We start from the raw sequence: 21,183 nt of genomic DNA, 5'->3' as shown, positions 1-21,183 counted from the left end.
CCGGAATATATATCAATGAGCGAACAGCAGAAGCAGCAGGAAAAGGATGTTCCTGAAAAAGCCGGACTCTTCTCCGGCGTGCGCGGTACCGCGGTAAAAATCCTCAACAGGATTGAGCGGACCGATTCCTATCTTGATAAACTGCTAGATTATGAACTGAAGAACAGTGAAATCTCAGGTCCTGATAAGGCGCTGCTTTATGAGATTGTTCACGGTGTGGTGCGGTGGTCCGGCAGGCTTGACTGGATTCTCAGCGGGTTTTACAAAGGACAGTTTTCCAAAGCGCTCCCTCTGATGAAAAACGCGCTCCGCGTCGCGCTGTATCAGATTATGTTTCTTGACAAGGTGCCAGAATACGCTGCTGTTAATGAAGCGGTGGAGTTTGTAAAAAAATTCCAGGGACAGAAACCTGCTGATATTACCAATGCAATCCTGCGCAATATTGCCCGCAATAAAAACGCACTCCGTTATCCTGATCCTGAAGAAAATCTGATCGGTTATTACTCCGCTTATTACTCTCATCCGCAGTGGCTGGTTAAGAGGTGGCTCTCGCGCTACGGACGCGAAGGCGCGGAAAAGCTGATGATTGCCAATAACGAACGCCCCTATCTTACGCTCCGCATCAATCAGCTTAAGGTGAGTCCGGAAGAATTTCTCCGCCTCATGGATTCGGTGAATTTAAAATACAGCACCGGCTCATATATACCGGAATACTGCAGGCTGCACAATCTGACGAATATATCAAGCTGGGAGTATTTTAGCCAGGGATACTTTGCCGTGCAGGATGAAAGTGCCGGGATTGCCTGCCGCCTTCTTGGGGCTGAGCCGGGAATGCACGTTCTGGATATGTGCGCCGCCCCCGGTGGTAAATCCGCTTATCTTGCCGACCTGATGGGAAACAGCGGTGAAATTACCGCGCTTGACTATTTTGAAAGCCGTCTCAGTCTCCTGCAGCAGAATAACGAACGCCTCGGTGTTACCATCGTGAAAACCGTTGCCACTGACGCGCTTGAATATGTATCGGAACCCTTTGACCGCGTGCTGCTTGATGCCCCCTGCACCGGATTCGGCACACTCTCGAAGAAACCGGATATTAAATGGAAAAAGGAACTGGTTGATATACACAATGTAAGCAAACTGCAGTCGCAGCTGCTTGATAAGGCCGCTTCTCTGGTAAAAGAGGGGGGCGTGATTGTATACAGCACCTGCACCATTGAACCGGATGAAAATTTTGAAATCGTTCGGAAGTTTCTTGCCGCTCATCCCGAATTCCGCCTGGAAGATGCCTCACCGTATGTTCCGGAAGGCGTGACGGATGAGAATGGCTGCGTGCAGACTCTTCCGCATATACATAAAACCGACGGGGCTTTTGCTGCACGGCTCAGGAAACTTACCACGGAATCATCTCAGTAATATGGAGTCTGCGTAATGTTTGAGCCGCTTGCAAACCAACTGCGTGAAGCCCGCGAAAAAGCCGGTCTGTCAAAGCAGGATGCTGCAGCTAAAATACGGATTGATCTTAAATTCCTTGAAGCAATGGAGGAGGGAAATTTTACTTTCCTTGCTGAAGTCTATGTGAAAGCATTTCTGCGGGATTATGCAAGACTGCTTGATCTAGATGAAAAAGCGGTCATGAAAACATATCAGATGCTCAAAGAGCCGGCAGTGCCTTCACCCGTGGATGCTGCTGAAGTCACGTCAGTGGCAGAGAACTCCGCTGATGAAACACTTTCAGATGCATCTGCTGCTTCTGACGGAAGTTTTGTTGATGAAAGTCTGGAACGAGCAAGAAGAGCAGACAGAAAAAAAATGATGATCTCCGGTGCCGCAGGTTTGCTGATCGTCATTGCCGCGCTGCTATATATTCTTGTTTCAGAAAGGTCCGATGAAGTAATCACGGAGCGCCCCTTCAGTGAAGTTCTGGAACAAAACAAAAAACGGTTTGAGGAGCCCTCTCTGCCGGAAAAAGATTCATTAGCAGTCACCGTTTCAGACAGTCTGAGAATGAGAATACGGGCTAATGACACGGTATGGGTCAGTATTACTCCCGATAACGCAGCTGCATCGGAATACCGTCTCTTCCCGGGAAGATATATTGATATATCCGCCGCTGAGAAATTTGCCCTGCATCTTGGCAACTCCTACGCGGTAATGATCGAGCTTAACGGCCGCACGGTAGCGCTCCCGCCTCAGCGTGCCCGTGTATATAAAGCCATCCTTACTGCACGGGGAGTTGAGTAGGCATGGCAGGAAAGAACATCGTCAGCCGCGCTGAAGAGCTCCGCCGTCTGATAGCTGAGCATGACCATGCATACTATGTTCTGGCCCGTCCCCGCGTCAGCGATTATGAGTATGATATGCTGCTTAAGGAGCTTGAGCAGATTGAACAGCAGCATCCCGAACTGATCACTTCTGATTCACCGACACAACGTGTCGGAAAAGATCTTACAAAAACATTCAACGAGATTCCCCACGTTTATCCGATGCTCAGTCTTGCAAACACCTATGACGAGAGCGAACTGCGCGATTTTGACAGAAGAGTGAGGGAAGGCCTTGGTCAGGAAGAACCTGTTGAATATGTGGTGGAATATAAAATTGACGGCGTTAGTATCAATCTTTGTTATAAAGCCGGATTGCTTTCCTACGCAGCCACACGGGGAGACGGCACAACCGGCGAGGAAGTAACTGCAAATGTGAAAACCCTCCGCTCGGTTCCGGTTAAATTCAGGGAGTATCCGCTGAAAGGATATGACCTGAGCGACATCCATATCCGGGGAGAGATATATATGGAGACGGGGGACTTCCGTCAGCTGAATGATGAGCGGGCGGCTAAAGGAGAAAAACTTTTTGCCAATCCCCGCAACTTTGCAGCCGGCACCATAAAGATGCAGGACCCCAAAATAGTTGCTTCCAGGCCGTTAAAGATTTTTGTTTATTACCTCCTGGCTAAGGAGGGCACCATCAAAACACACTCAGAAGGGCTTGATATACTGAAGCGGCTTGGCATGCGGGTTAATGATGCACATCAGGTTTGCACTGGCATTGATAAAGTTATTGAGGTCTGCCGCCGGTTTGAAGAGAACAGAGACTCCCTTCCCTATGAGATTGACGGTGCGGTGATTAAAGTGAATTCACTGCAGGCCCAGCGCACACTTGGCAGCATTGCAAAATCCCCCCGCTGGGCAGTTGCATTTAAGTTTAAGGCAAAGCAGGAAAAAACGCTCCTGAAAAAAATCACCTGGCAGGTGGGAAGAACAGGCGCGCTGACTCCCGTTGCTGAACTTGAACCGGTTTTTCTTGCCGGCTCAACCATCAGCCGCGCAACGCTGCACAATATGGATGAAATCAGGCGGAAGGATATACGGGAAGGGGATACCGTGATCATCGAAAAAGGAGGGGATGTTATTCCGAAAGTGGTTGCTGTTGCTGATCCTGACCGTAAGGGAAGATCTGCCGAAATGGGAGTGCCTGTTGCATGTCCTGAATGCGGCTCTTCGTTATATAAACCGGAAGAGGAAGTAACCTGGTACTGCGAAAACAGTGACTGCCCCGCGCAGATCAAAGGAAAACTTGAACACTTCGCTTCGAGGGGAGCAATGGATATCGAAGGACTGGGCGAATCACTCATTGATATCTTTGTTGACCGGGGCTTTATCCGCACCCCCGCTGATATATATGCCCTGCACGGCCGCAGGGAAGAACTGATACAACTTGAGCGTTTCGGTAAAAAAAGCGTTGATAATCTGCTTGACGCAATTGAAGCATCCAAGGAAATCCCATTCCATAAAGTGTTGTTCGCGCTCGGTATCCGCTATGTGGGCGCCGGGGCAGCTAAAAAACTTGCCGATCATTTTGGCTCGGTTGAAGCGCTAATGCAGGCAAAAGAAGAAGAGATTTCTGCCGTTCATGAAATAGGAAAAAGCATCAGTTCAAGCGTGGTGAATTATTTCCGCGAAGCACATAATCTTGAAATTATTAAACGGCTCCGCTCAGCGGGGCTGCGCTTTGAAGGGAAAAAGGAAACGGCCGTCAAAGAATTTTTTGCCGGCAAAACGTTTGTACTGACCGGGTCTCTCGAAAAATTTTCACGCGATGATGCTGCTGCGCAGATTGAAAAAGCGGGGGGCAAGGTAAGTTCATCTGTCAGCAAAAAAACGGATTATGTCGTCGCTGGTGAAAGTGCCGGTTCAAAACTCCAGAAAGCAAAGGATCTGGGAGTAGCAATACTGAGCGAAGAAGAATTTATTCAGCGGCTGAGTGAATGATTAGCAGACTCCGGTTTTATTTTTATTTTGGCGGAAGAAAATTTGAAAAACAGGCGGTTGCCCGTGCCGGTAAGGTTTTTAATCTTGCAAAAGAGATCATCTTCATCCTGCCGGATGACCCGGAACAGGCACGGGAATCAGCGGTGATTGCTGAGTATTTTAAGGAAAAAAGAAAAAGGATCATTGCTGTTTCTGTTAACGATTCCGCCTCTCTGGTTCCGGCCGGACTCTATCACGAAATTATTGTGCTGCAGATGAAAAAACTCTCAAAATATAAACTGCCTCCCAAAACGGTGAAGCATCTGCTGGAAAGCCAGAGTGCTGACCTGGTCATTGACCTGAGCGGCAGTGATTTCCCTTTCTTCCGGTATGCAGCCAGAACCATTCCTGCTTCGTTTTATGCCGGAATAGAAAAACAGGAAGCGGAAAAGTTTTTTGATTTTATATACCGCCCCGGAAACGCCCCTTTTGAAGGGATTTATCCGGGATTTCTTAACAGTATAACGATGTTCGGACGGGATTAGCATGAACTATACAACTGCTGAAGATCACGGAATTCTTACGTTCACCCTTTTTGAAAAAAAACTTGATACGGCAATTTCCGGTCTGCTGAAAGGTGAAATGACGTCAGCTTTCGCAAAAAGCTCCGCGAAAGGATATATACTCCACCTGCCGGATATTGAAAGCTGCGACAGCTCCGGCCTCAGCGCCCTGCTGGTTGCAAAGCGGCTGGTGCAGGAGAAAGACGGCGTACTCAGGATTGTTACGGAGTCATCAAAGATTCTTAATCTGATAACCATTACCCGGCTTGATGCGGTTCTCTCGGTGTGCAGTACTACGGCTCAGGCAAGGGAGGAGATAGAAAGATCCTTATGAGTAAAGAGACCATCATTCTTCTTATTGTCGGCGTGTACCTTTTGCTTACCGCGCTGTGGGGTATCATCGCGGGGGGCAAACAGACCAGTGTCAGTGATTATTTCCTCGGTTCGGATAAGGTGCCCTGGTGGGCGGTCACTTTTGCTATTGTTGCAGCGGAAACCAGTACCCTTACTTTTATCTCCATTCCGGGACTTGCCTATCTGACCAATCTTAATTTTCTGCAGGTGACCGTTGGCTATCTTATCGGAAGGATTGTGGTTTCATATATACTCCTCCCCCGCTATTTTGAAGGGGAGCTCACCACGGCGTATTCCTTTCTGGAAAACCGCTTTGGAAGAAAAACCCGTTCTTATGCTTCCATTATTTTTATTTTCACCCGCACAGCGGCTGATGGTGTCCGGCTCTTTGCAACGGCTATTCCTCTCAAACTGATGCTTGATATAAGCTACCCTGCCGCTATTCTGATCATCGCGGGGGTGACGATCATCTATACCTATACCGGAGGAGTCAAGGGAGTGATCTGGGTTGATGCATTCCAGATGTTCGTCTATCTTGGCGGTGCGGTTATTTCAATCTTTTTTCTTATAAGTTATCTCCCTGAGGGACTCGCAACGTTCTTTACTGTTGCGGCTGAAGGGAATAAACTCTCTGTTATAAATCTTGGTTTTGAAAACGGTGTGGCGGGATTTTTCAGCCAGCCCTACACGCTTATCGGGGGGCTGATTGGCGGAGCGTTCCTCTCCGCGGCTTCTCACGGAACGGATCAGCTTGTGGTGCAGCGTCTTCTTGCGACTAAAGAACTTAAGAGCGGGCGCAAGGCAATCATCGGCAGCGGCGTGATTGTGATCTTTCAGTTTGCCATCTTCCTCATTCTCGGCGTTATGCTGTATGCATTCTACGGAGCGATGGAGATGAAGTCCGATGAAATTTTTCCGAAGTTTATCCTTGAGGAACTGCCGGTATATATATCAGGCATCATTATAGCCGGGCTTTTTGCCGCTGCCATGTCCACTCTGGCTGGCTCAATGAGCTCGCTTGCCTCATCAACCATGTTTGATCTGATAATCCCCTATTCAAAAAAACAGCGGGATGAAAAAAGCGCTCTCAAACTCTCCCGCCTTCTTACGATATTCTGGGCGGGAATGCTCAGTTTGTCGGCATTCTTTTTTATGGAGTCCCCAAAAGCAGTGGTTGAACTTGCGCTCAGTATAGCATCATTCACCTATGGGGGTTTGCTCGGTACTTTTCTGCTGGGAGTGTTTAACAAAAAAGCAAAACAGGAAGACGCGCTTGCCGGATTTACCGCCGGTATATTCATTATGATCACCGTTATCACTCTTAAACTCGCCGCCTGGACCTGGTTCACCTTCATCGGAGTTACGGCAACCTTGCTGATAGGATCTTTCCTGCAGAAACTGGGAGAACGGGAAAAATAATAAATAATGAAGAATGAAAAATGAAAATGTACCCCGATATTGCGGCAATAATTCAGGCTGACTGCTGTAACCAATATCTGGTATATATTAGGATTCTCTGTTTCTGAATCCGGCCAATTTAGAAGCTGGGGACGTGTTTCAATTCACAATTCATAATTCATACTTCATAATTTTTTTCCCCTTTCTTTGCAGCGCTAAAATCCGTATTATTCGATTTAGAGCAATTTGAGAGGTGTCATTATGGCTAAAACTGAATTTTTTGATATTGCGGCAAGGCAGGGGTTTTACGGACTTGAAACGGGAGGTCTGTTCGGTAAAAAAGATAATGTCCGCAAATACTGGGAGGATATATCCATCAAGATAAATATTCGGGAATTCATATCCCGCGTTCTCGAGAGAAAGGATAAACTCCGGATTGCTGACCTTGGATGCGGCAGCGGTGAGGGATATGAACTGATCACTCATCTGCCCTTTGAAACCATGTCTGCTGAGGCTGGTGAATTTGTACTCCGTCCGGAGGATATTGAACTCTACCTCGGTGTTGATATATCCGCGGCAATGATTGAAGCCGGCAGAAAAAATTATGAGGGGAAACCTCAGGTTGAATTCATGCAGGCAGACCTTTCCTCTGACTTCTCCTTTCTTGAACGAGGTCCCTTTGATATTATTTTTTCAACCTACTCTTCCCCCTCCCATCTTTCGGAAGCAGAACTCAGCCGGCTTTTGAGCAGGATAGCTGAAACCCACTCCGGGGAGGTGATTGTCATCCTTGATCTCTTTGCACGGTATTCAGCAGAATGGCCCTGTTACTGGGGAAGTGGTATATCCGGAATGAATCAGTACACCATGAGCTGGCTCTATCTTCCCGAACGGAAAGAACCGGAGAAGGATGAAATATATATGGTGAAATTCTGGGGCGGTGATGAAATACGATCTTTCTGCAGTGACGTGGCACGGCAGGCGGGAAGGAAGTCTGAGGTGACGGTGCGAGACAGATCTCTGCTTGTCGGGCGCCATATTGATACCGGTTACTATAATCACCATCCCATGCCGCTGCGGTATCAGGTGAACCGGCTTCTTGACCGGGACTTCTGCGGCGATGTGAATCTGCTGCTGGCTGCTCGTTTCTTGAACCTTTCGCTGAGGCTGCTCCTGAAGCATATAAGAGTATCCGGGCTTATGCGGAGGATTGGAACACCTTCATCCTGTATACAAAGGCGCTGCTCAGCCGTGATGACGCGGAAATAAAGAAATATATTGAAACCAGTTCTGAGTTTCTCTCCGAAGAGATGAAGATGCTAGCATGGCTGGTAAGGAATTCCGGGCGGTTTCCGGTGGTGGATTTTCTTGCGAGTATATTCACTCCCCAGCTTGCGGCAGTTTTGCGGAATCTTGAGCTGAACCGTCAGGAATCATACGGCTGCGGCCACGGACTGATGTGTAATATTGTCCTGGAGAAAAAATAATTTCCCGTTAATGATATGCTGTTTTTATGTTCTCTGCCGATTTGTGACCGCTCTGCGGTCATTGGGAGTATGAACCCGGACGATTCGAGTTAAATCATCAGGTTTATATATGGCTATTTAGTAATGGTCAATTCATTCTTCCCTCAGTTTATCAAAGCTCCCGGTTATATATTACATACTCTCCTTTTTTTTTTCATAATCAATTCTCCATTTTTCACTTTTCATCATTCTTTATTGATTTTTAAACCGTTCAGTCTCAGGCGGTATAATGGTAATCAGCCCTGCTTTGCTGTGCAGTGTATTAATCTGATCAGCACGCTCAGGGGTAAATGCTTCAAAATGGAGATTGCCGTATTTGCAGAGACTCATTACAAAACTGTCATCCTTTGGTGAAAAGAAAACATACTCCGGAACAGACTGATCACAACGGTGTATCCAGAAGATGGACTTAATGACTTCAGCTGATAATTCATTGCTGATCAGAAACGCATGTTTTCTGCTGTCTGCGGGAGAAAGTGCCGCGAGGCGTTTATATGCCTTTGCCAGAGGAGGATAGGACATTTTTGATTTTGCAAGAAGCTGATGCGGAAGATGCGCTATCATATAATACTCCCCGACACCGAGTATATCCATCAGTTTTGAAAAACTCCGCGCGACGGCTGAAGGGTAATGATTCAGGCTGGTGCTGCTGTGGGCCAGAATCAGGGATGCAAATGTTTCAGGAGGGGGACTTCCTTCCAGACAGTCAAAATACTCCCGGATTATCTCCTTCTCATGATCTGTTTCCGCGCGCCCTGCCCAGTCAGCATAAATAAACTGCTGCAGTGAAGCGATAATTGCCCGCAGGTTCTTTTGTTCTAAAACTTCTTTTCGGAAAACCGTCTGAATCATCTGTTACATGAAAAATGGATGAAAGCCGCCTGACCGGCAGTAATTACTCAGCAGGTGTACGAAAAAATAGGTAAAAGCCGGAAAGTAAAAAAATGAAATGGGAAGGTAAATTCTTTTCACTTTGGCTCCCCGGCAGAAATCCGCCTTTGCTCACCTGTGTAATGTGAGTTTAGGACACAACTTTCAATGTAAAACTAAAAACGGAACCTTCCCCCTCTTTACTGGAAACAGCGAGCCGCCCCCCTAATTTGTCAATGAAATCCCGGGTGAGCATCAGCCCAATTCCGGAACCGCATTCCCTTTCTGTTCCCAATCCTGGCCGGATAGCCCCGCCCGACATTATTTTTTCAGCAGTTTCGCCTGACATACCAATGCCGGTATCCTTAACTCGTATTTCAGCTTCGGTGCCGCTTGAACTTGCATAAATAAAAATTCTGCCTTTAGAGGTGAACTTATTCGCGTTAGTAAGCAAATTCCTGAGAATAAGCAGCAGCCATTCTTTTCTCCCTGATACCATCAACCCTGAAGGCACCGCGGTTACGATTTGGTTGCCCTTCTTATAAGCGGCACTTTCAGCTTCTGCGGCAGCTTCAGAAGCAACCGCAAACATATCAACCGGTTCGAGTGAATGAGACTCTCCGCTGATGCCAGCCCAGGCCCATTGCAGGATGTTGGTGAGCAGGGCGGAGGTAGCATTAATGTTTTGCTGAATCATACCTGTCAATTCCTTTGTTTCAGCAGGTGAAAGAACCCCGCCGCTGATCAATTCCAGCACTCCTTGAACAGATGCGAGGGGGGATTTGATATCATGGGCAAGAATTGAAAGGAATTTACTTTTAAGCTGACTTTGCTCAGAAAGTTCACTGATATGCTGTTCGCGTTCAGTAAGCAACTCTTTAATTTTGGTCTCTTTTTGCAGAAGTTCTTTATTTTGCGCATCCAGCTTGCTGACCGAGTTCCTCAGCTGAAACATATTTTCAACCTGCCGGGCTAAGGTGCGCAGCGCAAATTTCTGTTCATCAGTCAGATTGCGGGGCACAGAATCAATTACGCAGATAGTTCCGAGACAGTAACCGTTTGGCGACTGAATAGGAACACCGGCATAAAACCTGATATTCGGTGAACCTATTACGGAAGGATTATCGAAAAATCGTTCGTCTTTCGTAGCATCGTAAACTTCAAAAATGTCTTTTTGATTAATTGCATGCGCACAAAAAGAGACATCGCGGGGTGTATCAGTCTGCCCCAGCCCTATTTCTGCCTTAAACCACTGCTTATTCCTGTCAATCAGAGAAATCAGAGAAATAGGTGTGCCGCAAATAGCCGATGCAAGATGCACCAGGTTCTGGTAATCCTCTTCATAGCCCGATTCGTGCAGGTGCAGTGAGTAGAGTTCCTGTAGCCGGAATTCTTCATTTTCTGGTATTTGCGGTTTTATCATTTGCTGCCGGGTGCGTATTTTGATTTTTAATAAATAACATCGTTAAAGAAATACAAATCTACAATTTTCAGGAAAAAATTGAAATCACGTTTTTATTATCACCTGAAGGATGTGACGACACTCATGAATAGCAGCAAAACGGTTTTTCTCCTGGTAATCCTCCTGTTTTTGCCGGTTTCTTCCCCTCAGGCGGGCAATGGATTCCAACTTAGCACAGATACGCTTTTTTTTAAGTCATTTTCAATTGAAGGCAAGCAATACCTGGTAAAAATTGTTTTCAGCAATGAAAAAACCATGGACGTGCAGATTCAGCTCAAAGACAGCAGCGGCGTTTTATTGCAGAGCCGCAGCATGAAAGCAAAACTCTATCCCGTCAGGGAAAACGAAACCGCCCCGGTGTTGTTTGATGCTGAGGTATTCACCGGAGGATATCACTGCCCGGTTATAATATATATTGAACGGCTCATCAGACTGCAGCTTTATATAGATGACGCGGGCTGCTTTGCGGGGGAAACCCTCACCCCTTCACAGTTCGGCACGATGATGAGAGAAAAATAGTTGATAATGAAGAATGAAAAATGAAAAATGAAAAATGAAGAATGAAAAATTATTGCTGTTCGGGGAGAAATTTTAGCATCTCAAAAATTCATTCTGTTCTGGTTCTATGATGTCCATACTGCTCTTTATATCCATGTTGTCTTTCCAGTCCATTTTCTACTTCTAACCCCATTCATAAAAAAAGCCGGCGCTGATCGGGCGCCGGCTTCATTAACTGAGGTTCTTGGATCGTTTACTTAACTACCGGATAGTATTTGCATTCCGAATCTTTCCAGGTGGTCAGATTATTGGTAGTAAGCAGATTATAATTCATGGTGCTTACACCGTACAGAAGTGACTTTGCATCATATCCGAGGAGTTTCAAATAGGTAACAACCTGAGCGCTGGTCTGGCCGGTATAGCAGTAGAGAGCGATCGTTTTGTTGGTCGGAAGTGTTTTAAGGTTGGTTGAGAGTTTCAGATCAACTTTAGGTGTATACTGGATAGCGCCGGGGAGATGTCCCATATCATAATGTGCCTGAGGCCAGTAGTTGATAATATAATAGTTGCTCAGGTTAGCGGTAACAGTCTGCCAGGAAATCTTGATATCTCCGAACGGATCTGCAGCTGAAAGAAGCTGTGCAATGCGTGCTTCAAGAATTTCTTTACCAGTGGTTTTGCCGGTGCTGAGTGTCGGGAGTGCGCCTGCTGCTGCTTTGGCGGTAACATCGGTTACGAAGTTGGTGTAGTTATTGCCTACGTTTGGTTTCCATACGTTTTCAACAGAATCATTCCATGCTGACATACCGAATTTCAGATCAAAGACATTGTTATATCCTGCAAGGCGGAGCAGTGATACAGCGTAACCTGCGGTCTGGCCTGAGAAGCATACGAATGCAATCTTTTCATAATTGGCAGGAGTGATGCTCTTCATATAATTCAGAACTTCGGTCAAAGGTTTGTTTACTGAACCCTCAATGTGCCCTTTTGCAAAATTGGTAGCAGGACGGATATCAATGATATGAATCTTGTCAGGTTTGGTGAGCTGATAGGTACGTACTTCATCAGCGGTAATCATTGCCGGAGCAAGTGTGTTGATAAAATCGCCGTCATTTTCAATATACTGAACAAGCAGTTCAGCTTCGTTGACTGTTGGTGCCGGCGGATTGGTTGTGCTGTCTTCAGAGCATGCAGTGATGAACAGCATGGGGATGATGAACAGGAACAGGTATTTATGGAGCTTTTTCATGGATTCTTTCTCTCTGTTTATATATTAACGATGTTTCTACTAGTTCAGTCCCCAGCTTGCCGGTAATTTTCCGTCAACGACAATATTGGTATTAGCCGGAACTTCCCATGACTCCAGATCGGACTGGAACAGGTAGAGTTGTTTGTTTCTGAAAGTGGTGCCTTCTTTAATGATATGGCAGTTGTCATAACATGCTTTGCCCGGATCAACCTTGGTACGGCTGGTCCAGCGGATGATGTTATGCGGTGTGGTATATTTATAGGTCGGCTGACTGTTGAAGTTTGCCAGATTTGCGGTTCCGTATTCTTTCCAGCTGTCAGGAGCGCTGAGTGACTGCCTGAGGGTTGCCAGTTTATAGGGGCGGACGCTTTGTATCGGATTCATGCCAATCTTGAATTTCAGATGTGACGCAATCCGGGCGCCTTCACCGCCGATATGGCAGCTGCCGCAGTTGTTATAATCCTGCGAGTGGCAGGTGTTGCAGTTGAAGGTATTGATATGAACGCTGTGGTACATATTGGCGTTTGCCATACTGGTGTGGCAGTCATCGCATGAAGGCATCAGAGCCATTTTGTAGCGCTGATTATAGATATTGCCGTCACCATGTACCTCATTTTTATTGTGGCAGCTCATGCAGGTGAATCCCTGCTTGGTAAGGTGAACATCCGGAACTGTGTTTGGCCCGATACCGAGATAGGCATGTCCGCCTCTGCTGGTATGGCAGGTAACGCAGTTGTCAATCATATCAGGGGTTTTCTTAAAATTGTGTCCGTTCAGCAGTCCGCCGCCTCCGGCTTTAGGACGGTTGATGTGGCAGTCACCGCAGGTTGCGTGACACTTTGAGCAGTTTTTATCATACCCCATCTTCATCATATCGCTCAGTTCATCAAAACTGTTAAGCCCTGAACGTCCGAAAACCATTGCCTTCTGGCCCCATCCCTGTTCGTGCAGGGAGTTTTTTGTTCTTGCTACGATATCAGCATGGCATCCGGCGCATTTCTGATCAGCCTTAGTTGAAGGATGGCTGAGGAAATTACCTGAATGCGCAAGCTTTTTATCAGCTGTTTTGTCATTACCGCCATGGCAGCCGATGCAGGGGAGTGAGCCGTGTGTTGATGCCTTAAAAGCAGTGTAACCCGCGCCGCCCATATAAACACGGTCATATGGTTCAATATGAGGTGTTTCACCGCCGCATCCGCCGCCGGCTGCAGCGGTATCAGGGGAGTGAACCTGTTTCAGGTAATCGTAATTGGTGTGGCATCCTTCGCAGCTTGCAACTGATGAGGGTGGTTCAGGGTTTGCTGAATTTCCAATTTTCTCTGATTCGCATCCTGCTGAAATCAGTGCCATAAGGCAAAGGGTAATGAGCGGGAGAAAAGCTTTTTTTAACATCGGTCTCTTTCGTTCGGGCGGGTATGCCGCCTGTAAAAAAATTGTAACTTTTTCCCGGTAAAACAAACAGCGTGCCAGAAGGGAAGATGTTGAAAAAACCATCTTTTTTGAAGCATCTCCGTAAACAAAATAAACAAACAGCGGATTTTTTACCAAAAACGGGTTTCTTTATCCCGCCTCGCCCTGCAATTATTGAAAGCATCCTCATTTTTTCTTGGAATCAGGAAACCCCTGTAAATAAAGGTCAAAGCTATAGTTATAATTATAAACTTTCCTTTTTCAGGGGTGATGAATATATATACACTCCGCGCTGAAAAAAGAATTCGTATATATACGTACGCTTTGTGAATGCAGGATGACGGAGCCGGGCCGAATTACTCCCGTCGTTTATGAGAAAAGAGTTCTGAAAAATTCCTCTGCAGGCAGAGCCGCCCCGTGTAGAAATTCTCTACAACCCGGGAACTTAATTGATGAAAATACTTACACGGCAGACGAAGAGCAGAAGCGGCATGACAGGAAAAAGTCGCCGGCATAAATTATCTGAACGAAAAGCGAACGGGTATAAGGTAATTATGTGCTAACTTAGGGAACATAATCCTGAATCAGACGGCCGGGGGGTTTTCACGTCAGTTTTTAGAAAATCCGGACCTATCCGTTGGCAGTTTACCGGAACTAATGAGAAGGTAAGGGGGTTTTTGTAGTATAGTTTTTCAAAAGTGAGAAAATGAAGTTCGTAATTATAGGTTCAGGTTTAGGCGGTTTATCGTTAGCTTTGCGGCTCTCTTCAAAGGGGCATCAGGTTACCATTCTGGAGAAACACTCATCTCCGGGGGGCCGGCTTAACCGTCTTCAGAAAGATGGCTTTACCTTTGATGTGGGACCCTCCTTTATGAGCATGACCTATGAAATGGATGAGCTGTTTAACTCCTGCGGAGTGAATAATCCTCTGACATTGACCGAACTTGATCCTATCTATAATGTTTATTTTGAGCACCGGGAAAAACCCTTCCGCATCTTCAAAGACCTGAAGAAACTTGAAGAAGAGTTTAAGGGGCTTGAGCCTAATCTTGCTGAAAAAGCAGATAAGTATCTGAAACGTGCCGGTGAATTTTTCCATGATACCGAAGGGAAAGTGGTTAAATCAAATTTTAACAGCATCCCCGGCTATCTTCTTTCTCTTACCGGAGTGCCGCTTAAGCATCTGCCGTATCTCTTCCGTTCAATGTGGAAGGAAGTGGATGAAACTTTTGACTCTGAAGAAGTAAAGGTAATTTTTTCTCTCGTGGCTTTTTTCCTCGGCTCCACACCGTTTCAGACTCCAGCTATTTACTCTCTGCTTAACTACACGGAGATGCGGCACAACGGCTACTGGAAAGTGGAAGGTGGAATGTACAGCATGGTCACCGAACTGATGAAACTGCTTGAGCAGCGCAATGTAAAACTGGTGCTGAATACAGAAGTTGCAGAAGTCATTTCCGCTGACGGTAAAGTTACCGGAGTGAAAGACACGAACGGAAACGTGTGGGACGCGGATGTATATATATCCAACTCCGACGCGGCATCATTCCGCGGTCAGGTACTCAGGCGTGAAAAGTGGAATGAACAGAAGCTTGACAATATGGACTGGACTCTTGCTCCTTTCACCATTTATCTTGGTGTTAAAGGAAAGATTGACAATCTTGAGCATCACAACTATTTCCTCGGAAATAATTTTAAGGGATACGCGGATACCATATTCACTTCTTCGATCAGTCCGCAGAAACCCTACTACTATGTCAATGTATCATCAAAATCCTTCCCGGACTGCGCGCCAGAGGGACATGAAAATATCTTTATCCTCTGCCCGGTTCCTGATCTCCGCTTTAAAAGCGACTGGAGTGACCGTGAGGAATTAGCGCAGAATATCATTGATGATTTAAGCAAACGTGTCGGATATGATATCAGCAGCAATATCGTGACAAAAACAATTTACGATCCCGCGGAATGGGGAAACATGTTTAACCTGTATAAGGGCTCCGGACTTGGACTTGCTCACGGCATGATGCAGGTGGGTGCGTTCCGTCCGCGCAACAAAGATGAAGAATTTAATAATCTCTATTATGTTGGTGCCTCAACAACTCCGGGCACCGGGCTCCCGATGGTAATAATCAGCTCAAAATTAGTAACTGAAAGAATCGAGGAAGATCATGGACCTTTATCATAACACTGCTTTCAGCATAAGCAAAATCATAACCAATAAATACAGCACATCATTTTCGATGGGCATCATGGCGTTTGCTCCCAAATACCGTGACCCGATTTACGGCATCTACGCCTACGTCCGCTTTGCTGATGAAATTGTGGATACGTTCCATGACTTCAATAAAAAAGAACTGCTGCAGCGCTTCAGGAAGGATACCTTCCAGGCTATCGAAGACGGCATCTCCCTGAATCCGGTACTGCACGCTTTCCAGAAAGTGGTGAATGAGTACCAGATTGACCACAAATATATCATCGCGTTTCTGGACAGCATGGAAATGGACCTTTCCAACAGTTACTACGAGCAGGACGGTTACAATAATTATATATACGGTTCTGCCGAAGTGGTCGGACTCATGTGCCTGAAGGTGTTTGTTGACGGCGATCAGCAGCAGTTTGACGCGCTGCTTGAGCCTGCACGCGCCCTTGGCTCCGCGTTTCAGAAGGTGAACTTCCTGCGCGATATCAAGAGTGATATCGAGGAGCGGGGACGTATATATCTTCCGGGTGTGGACAGTTCCGAAGGCATTGATGAAATCAACAAAGCGCGTCTTGAGAAGGAAGTTGAAGAAGAGTTCGCTCTTGCCCTTGAGGGAATCAAAAAGCTGACCCCGGGCGTGAGAATGGGAGTTTACTCGGCATATCTCTATTATATCAAACTGTTTGAAAAGATCCGCAGCAGTCACGTAAGCACCCTCTTAAAGAAGCGTGTCCGCGTTTCCAATGTAAACAAGTTCGCTCTTTTCCTGCAGTCAATGATTGAAGTAAAAGTTCTCAAAACAACGTAATTCAATTATGAATTATGAAGTATGAAGTATGAATGGTGAAATTCTGAAATTTACTAATTACTAATTACTCATTCCTAATTATTCAGGTTGTCATTGAGTTCTTAGCCCGCGCCAGGCTGTAAAGAACCCTCCGGCATCCGCTTTTTTCTTAGATTACCACACCCCTTGTACATTGTAAATTGTTCATTGTACATTATCACCCATTGTACATTACCTCCCATTGTCAAATATCCTCTTTTGTTATTATTTAAGAATTGTTGTAATTTAAATTTTTCAACAATTTAATTTCTAAGGCCGGCTATTTCCAAGGCATCGTTAACCCTGCTTTTCTTCTGGTTTACCGCATTCCTTTTTGTTTCTGTTCCCCAGACCAATCCCCGGAATCCCCATAATCTTCCGGTAGTCAATTCCGTGAAGGAATATCTTGACCTTGTAAAAAAGGATTCCTCACGCGCACTGGTTGACCTCGAAAAATTTATTCCAGGGATTGTTCTTGATGTCCGCTATGCCACCACTGATAATATCACCAAAAAAGTCCTTTACCGCCAGCCGAGAGCGTTTCTTCTGAAACCTGCTGCCGTGCAATTGAAAAAGGTGCGGGAAGAACTTGCTAAAGAAGGGCTGGGGATAAAAATTTTTGACGGATACCGCCCCTATGCGGTGACCCTGCTGCTGTGGGATGCCATCAAAGATGACCGCTACGCTGCTCCCCCTGAAAAGGGTTCGCGCCACAACCGCGGCTGTGCGGTTGATCTAACTCTTATAGACCTTAAGACCGGCAAAGAACTTGAGATGCCAACTCCTTATGATGATTTTTCCGAAAAGGCGCATCTGAACTATATGAAACTTCCGGCTCATGTAATTGAAAACCGCGGGAAACTGATCACTCTTATGAAAAAACACGGTTTTGAAACCATAACCTCCGAATGGTGGCACTATGACCTGAAGGGGTGGGGCGTCTATCCGCTGCTTGATCTTTCCTTTGAAGAACTTGATACTGTTCACAAATAATCAATACATCATCGTAACCACACAGGACAAACCATGATTAAACACCTGACCGCATTTTCCCTGAAAGGAATGCTGTATATACTGCTGTTCACGGCAGTGAGCCCTCTTGCATTCGCGCAGTTAAGCGAAGGAGGAGTACCGAAAAGTTTTTCTTATGCAGTGGCTGAGGCACAGCCGGGCATTATCACCGAGGCAGTTGACCGCGAGCGGCTTCTTGCTGAGGATGAAGTTGAAAACATGAAAGGGGTTCCCTTCAGATTCGGTTATGCTTTTACGGTAAACCAGAATATGCAGAACTCCGGCACCTGGATGACCCTCCCTGACGGAGGTAAACTCTGGCGCCTCAGAGTGCAGTCCCCGGGAGCATACTCCATCAACTTTACTTTTAACGATTTCTGGCTTCCTCCGGGGGGAAAGATGTATATATACAACCAGGACCGGTCATATATCATCGGCGCCTTTACGCAGCGCAATAACAAGGAAGACGGTTACTTCGCGACAGGACTTGTCCCCGGTTCCGATGTGACCATTGAATATTATGAACCGGCTGAAGTGGTCAGCCCGGGCATTATACAGGTTGAAAATGTGGTGCATGCCTACAGAAATTTCTTTAAGACTGATCCTCTTGCCGATGATTTTGGCACTTCAGGATCATGCAATATAAACGTGAACTGCGAAGTGGCTGATCCGTGGGAAAACCAGGCGCGCTCCGTTGCGATGATTCTCACCTCAGGCGGAACACGCTGGTGCACCGGCTCCATGGTAAATAATATCCGCCAGGATCTCACTCCTTATTTTCTTACAGCGAATCACTGCCTGAACGGCGGACAGAATAGCTGGGTCTTCATGTTCCGTTATGAAAGCCCCAATTGTACCAATATTGACGGCCCTACTTACTATACCCTCTCCGGTTCACAGCTTAAAGCATCAAACTCTGCTTCAGATTTTGCGCTGCTGCTGCTGAACGAAGCTCCTCCTGACAGTTATCAGGTACACTTCAACGGATGGGACGCGCGTGATGTAGCCGGCTTATCAGGCGCGGGCATTCATCATCCTGACGGTGATATCAAGAAAATCGTATTTGTATCTTCAACATTTCAGAGCACTTCATGGTCAGGCACTCCGGCCAACTCCCACTGGAGAGCAATCTGGAGCGCGGGCACCACGGAGCCGGGTTCATCCGGTTCACCTCTGTTTGATCAGAATAAACGGGTGCTCGGTCAGCTTCACGGAGGCCCCGGTTCATGCACCTCGTCTGACAACTCTGATATATACGGCAAGTTTTCCTTCTCCTGGAACTACGGCTCATCTGCATCAAGCCGCCTGAAGGAATGGCTTGATCCGGATAATACAGGCGCGCTCTTTATGGACGGATGGGATCCGACCATGGGCAATCCTGATACCGTTGCGCCGACTGCGGTGAACAACCTTGCCGCACAGTCGGTAACATCAAATAAAGTTACCCTCACCTGGACGGCACCCTCAGATACCTCCTACGGCGGAGTAATGAAATACATTGGTAAATATTCAACGACACCGATAACCGATACCAATGCATTTAATAATGCAATGAACCTTAATATATCCGGTTCGCCCAAACCAGCCGGACAGACCGAATCCTTTACCGTAACCGGACTGAACTTTGCGACACAATATTACTTCGCAATCCGTTCGGCTGACAGATGGAACAATGTATCCGTGATGTCCAATGTCCCTTCCGCCACCACGCTTGCCGCGCCGGTTATTGCAGCCTCACCAGACAGCCTCATGCGGGTGCTGCAGAGCAACCAGACAATGATTGACAGCATCATGCTCTCCAATATCGCTGCACTGCCTTCAACGCTTGATTATACCGTAACACTGGAGAACAACAGCTTCCCCGGTGATATACGCGTATCACTGGTGCCTCAGCATACCGAAGCACCTGAAGCCAGATTCCCCCGCAAGGACGATGCTGAACCAACAGGACAGAGCATTGAAGGACAGGGGGGACCCGATGCAGGAGGTTATAAATGGATAGACAGTGATGAACCGAATGGTCCTGCTTATGAATGGAATGACATCGCAACAACAGGAACAGAACTTACCACCTGGCTTCCGACCGGTACTTTTGGTGCAAAGGATGAAGGATATGCAGGACCGGTAACCATTCCTTTCCCATTTAAATATTATGATGTAGTGAAATCTCAGCTGTTTGTTTCTTCGAATGGTGCTATACTTTTTGCGGCGCCTACAGCGAATATGTTTACTAACGCTCAGATACCTTCATCATCAGCGCCGAATGATCTGATTGCTCCTTTCTGGGATGATCTTGACGGTACAAATGGCGGTAATGTATACTACAAAGTTGACGGAAACCGGCTGATAATTCAGTATAACAACTGGCCGAGATACTCAACAACCGGGTCGGCTCTGACCTTCCAGGTTGTGCTCCACTCAAACGGACGCATCATGTTCTATTATAAGACCATGACCTCTTCAACCATGAACTCAGCGACCGTCGGCATAGAAAACGGTGCCGGTACGGTTGGATTACAGGTTGCCTATAATGCAGTTTATGTAAAGAATAATCACGCGGTTAAATTCTCTGCTGATCCTGAATGGCTTACCACACCGTCAACAGGAGGAACCCTTTCATCAGGAACACAGGCCGCAATCCGGCTTGAAATGCGTTCTGAAGACTATCCTGCCGGACAGTACCGCATGGAAGTAAAGATAGCGAGCAACGATCCTTCAAAGCCGCTGATTACCGTTCCGGTTAATCTCCTGATCGGTGATGTGCCGGTTGAACTGACTTCATTCAGCGCTGCTGCTGAAGGAAACACGGTCACTCTGAACTGGAGCACCGCTACGGAAACCAACAATAAAGGATTCCGCATTGAGCGTTCATCGCAGAACAGCGGATGGATCTCAGCGGGATATATAGCCGGAAGAGGAAACACGGCTGAGATAAGCAGTTATCAGTTCACCGAGCGGAATATGAACTCCGGAACCTACTCTTACCGTCTTGTGCAGGAAGATTATGACGGAACCGTAACCATATATACTGCGCCGGATGTAACAGTTGACCGCCCGGAAGTGTATTCACTTTCGCAGAACTATCCGAACCCGTTTAATCCGGCTACCAGCATCAGCTTCACCCTCCCTGAAGCCGCGCGGGTTACCCTGACGGTTTACAGCACGCTGGGTGAACAGGTAATGACCATTCTGAGCAGCGACCTTGAAGCCGGCTATCACAAAGCTGAGTTTGATGCATCGCAGCTCACCAGCGGTACTTATATATATACGCTCCGCGCGTCGGCAGGCAGCAAATCCTTTACCGATTCAAAGAAGATGATACTCATAAAATAATTATGAATTATGAAGTATGAATTATGAATTATGAATTGATTGTAATTTGTAATTCTTAAATTTTAATTTCAAAACCCCGGCTTCGTCCGGGGTTTTTTATTTTGACAGATAATCGTAACGACATGCCGCGGCATGTCGGTTGGGACGAAACAGCTTCCGGTTTTGGTTTGATGTTTTTGGGAATATATATCTATCCACTCCAACGGAATTGCAGATTGGCAGGATGTATGCCGATGTTA

Annotated in this window: 17 protein-coding genes; 13 read left to right on the top strand and 4 right to left on the bottom strand. The window is 46.6% G+C overall.

What is annotated here, in order from left to right; all coding sequences use genetic code 11:
- The first annotated feature begins 15 nt into the window (after positions 1-15).
- The 8 genes from rsmB to HRU80_15745 all read left to right on the top strand — a co-directional run bounded on the left by rsmB (position 16) and on the right by HRU80_15745 (position 8,046).
- Positions 16-1,413, top strand: a complete 1,398-nt coding sequence (gene rsmB, locus HRU80_15780; protein ID QOJ30582.1) for a 16S rRNA (cytosine(967)-C(5))-methyltransferase RsmB — start codon at positions 16-18, stop codon at positions 1,411-1,413.
- Positions 1,414-1,428: 15 nt separating this feature from the next.
- Positions 1,429-2,241 carry a DUF4115 domain-containing protein gene (locus tag HRU80_15775; protein QOJ30251.1) on the top strand — a complete coding sequence of 271 codons (813 nt, stop codon included), beginning with the start codon at positions 1,429-1,431 and terminating at the stop codon, positions 2,239-2,241.
- A 2-nt stretch (positions 2,242-2,243) separates the two neighbouring features.
- On the top strand, positions 2,244-4,265 hold the full coding sequence (gene ligA, locus HRU80_15770; GenBank protein ID QOJ30250.1) for an NAD-dependent DNA ligase LigA: 2,022 nt from the start codon (positions 2,244-2,246) through the stop codon (positions 4,263-4,265).
- Positions 4,262-4,789 carry a hypothetical protein gene (locus HRU80_15765; GenBank protein ID QOJ30249.1) on the top strand — a complete coding sequence of 176 codons (528 nt, stop codon included), beginning with the start codon at positions 4,262-4,264 and terminating at the stop codon, positions 4,787-4,789. Before ligA ends, HRU80_15765 begins: the two co-directional genes overlap by 4 nt.
- A gap of 1 nt (position 4,790) precedes the next feature.
- A complete protein-coding gene (locus HRU80_15760) occupies positions 4,791-5,141 on the top strand; it encodes an STAS domain-containing protein (GenBank protein ID QOJ30248.1) in 351 nt (116 codons plus the stop codon).
- Positions 5,138-6,580 (top strand): sodium/solute symporter, encoded by a 1,443-nt coding sequence (locus HRU80_15755; protein QOJ30247.1) that lies wholly within the window; start codon positions 5,138-5,140, stop codon positions 6,578-6,580. Before HRU80_15760 ends, HRU80_15755 begins: the two co-directional genes overlap by 4 nt.
- Before the next feature lie 240 nt (positions 6,581-6,820).
- Positions 6,821-7,828 carry a class I SAM-dependent methyltransferase gene (locus HRU80_15750; protein ID QOJ30246.1) on the top strand — a complete coding sequence of 336 codons (1,008 nt, stop codon included), beginning with the start codon at positions 6,821-6,823 and terminating at the stop codon, positions 7,826-7,828.
- Between the two features lie 41 nt (positions 7,829-7,869).
- Positions 7,870-8,046, top strand: a complete 177-nt coding sequence (locus HRU80_15745; GenBank protein ID QOJ30245.1) for a hypothetical protein — start codon at positions 7,870-7,872, stop codon at positions 8,044-8,046.
- 231 nt (positions 8,047-8,277) lie between these two features.
- On the opposite strand, the gene HRU80_15740 is transcribed toward HRU80_15745, so the two are convergent.
- Positions 8,278-8,937 carry a hypothetical protein gene (locus tag HRU80_15740; GenBank protein QOJ30244.1) on the bottom strand — a complete coding sequence of 220 codons (660 nt, stop codon included), beginning with the start codon at positions 8,935-8,937 and terminating at the stop codon, positions 8,278-8,280.
- A gap of 169 nt (positions 8,938-9,106) precedes the next feature.
- Complete coding sequence (locus tag HRU80_15735; protein ID QOJ30243.1) at positions 9,107-10,378, bottom strand: GAF domain-containing sensor histidine kinase; 1,272 nt, start codon at positions 10,376-10,378, stop codon at positions 9,107-9,109.
- Positions 10,379-10,456: 78 nt separating this feature from the next.
- Between HRU80_15735 and HRU80_15730 the strand changes: the two genes are divergently transcribed.
- Positions 10,457-10,936, top strand: coding sequence for a hypothetical protein (locus HRU80_15730; GenBank protein ID QOJ30242.1), 480 nt, complete (start codon positions 10,457-10,459; stop codon positions 10,934-10,936).
- A gap of 232 nt (positions 10,937-11,168) precedes the next feature.
- Here HRU80_15730 and HRU80_15725 read toward each other — a convergent pair whose 3' ends face one another.
- Positions 11,169-12,164, bottom strand: coding sequence for a rhodanese-like domain-containing protein (locus HRU80_15725; GenBank protein ID QOJ30241.1), 996 nt, complete (start codon positions 12,162-12,164; stop codon positions 11,169-11,171).
- A gap of 39 nt (positions 12,165-12,203) precedes the next feature.
- Complete coding sequence (locus tag HRU80_15720) at positions 12,204-13,556, bottom strand: hypothetical protein (GenBank protein QOJ30240.1); 1,353 nt, start codon at positions 13,554-13,556, stop codon at positions 12,204-12,206.
- Between the two features lie 724 nt (positions 13,557-14,280).
- Between HRU80_15720 and crtI the strand changes: the two genes are divergently transcribed.
- The 4 genes from crtI (at position 14,281) to HRU80_15700 (ending at position 20,944) form a co-directional block, all read left to right on the top strand.
- The gene (gene crtI / locus HRU80_15715; protein QOJ30239.1) at positions 14,281-15,759 is read left to right on the top strand and encodes a phytoene desaturase; all 1,479 of its coding nucleotides are present in this window, start codon (positions 14,281-14,283) and stop codon (positions 15,757-15,759) included.
- The gene (locus HRU80_15710; protein ID QOJ30238.1) at positions 15,743-16,582 is read left to right on the top strand and encodes a phytoene/squalene synthase family protein; all 840 of its coding nucleotides are present in this window, start codon (positions 15,743-15,745) and stop codon (positions 16,580-16,582) included. The genes crtI and HRU80_15710 overlap by 17 nt, the downstream gene beginning before the upstream one ends.
- Before the next feature lie 321 nt (positions 16,583-16,903).
- Complete coding sequence (locus tag HRU80_15705) at positions 16,904-17,593, top strand: M15 family metallopeptidase (GenBank protein ID QOJ30581.1); 690 nt, start codon at positions 16,904-16,906, stop codon at positions 17,591-17,593.
- A 33-nt stretch (positions 17,594-17,626) separates the two neighbouring features.
- Positions 17,627-20,944, top strand: coding sequence for a trypsin-like peptidase domain-containing protein (locus HRU80_15700; protein ID QOJ30237.1), 3,318 nt, complete (start codon positions 17,627-17,629; stop codon positions 20,942-20,944).
- Positions 20,945-21,183 lie beyond the last annotated feature (239 nt).

The organism is Ignavibacteriales bacterium (assembly GCA_015709675.1).
GTDB lineage: Bacteria > Bacteroidota > Ignavibacteria > Ignavibacteriales > Ignavibacteriaceae > H2-BAC3.
This window is presented reverse-complemented; position numbering and strand designations above follow the sequence as displayed.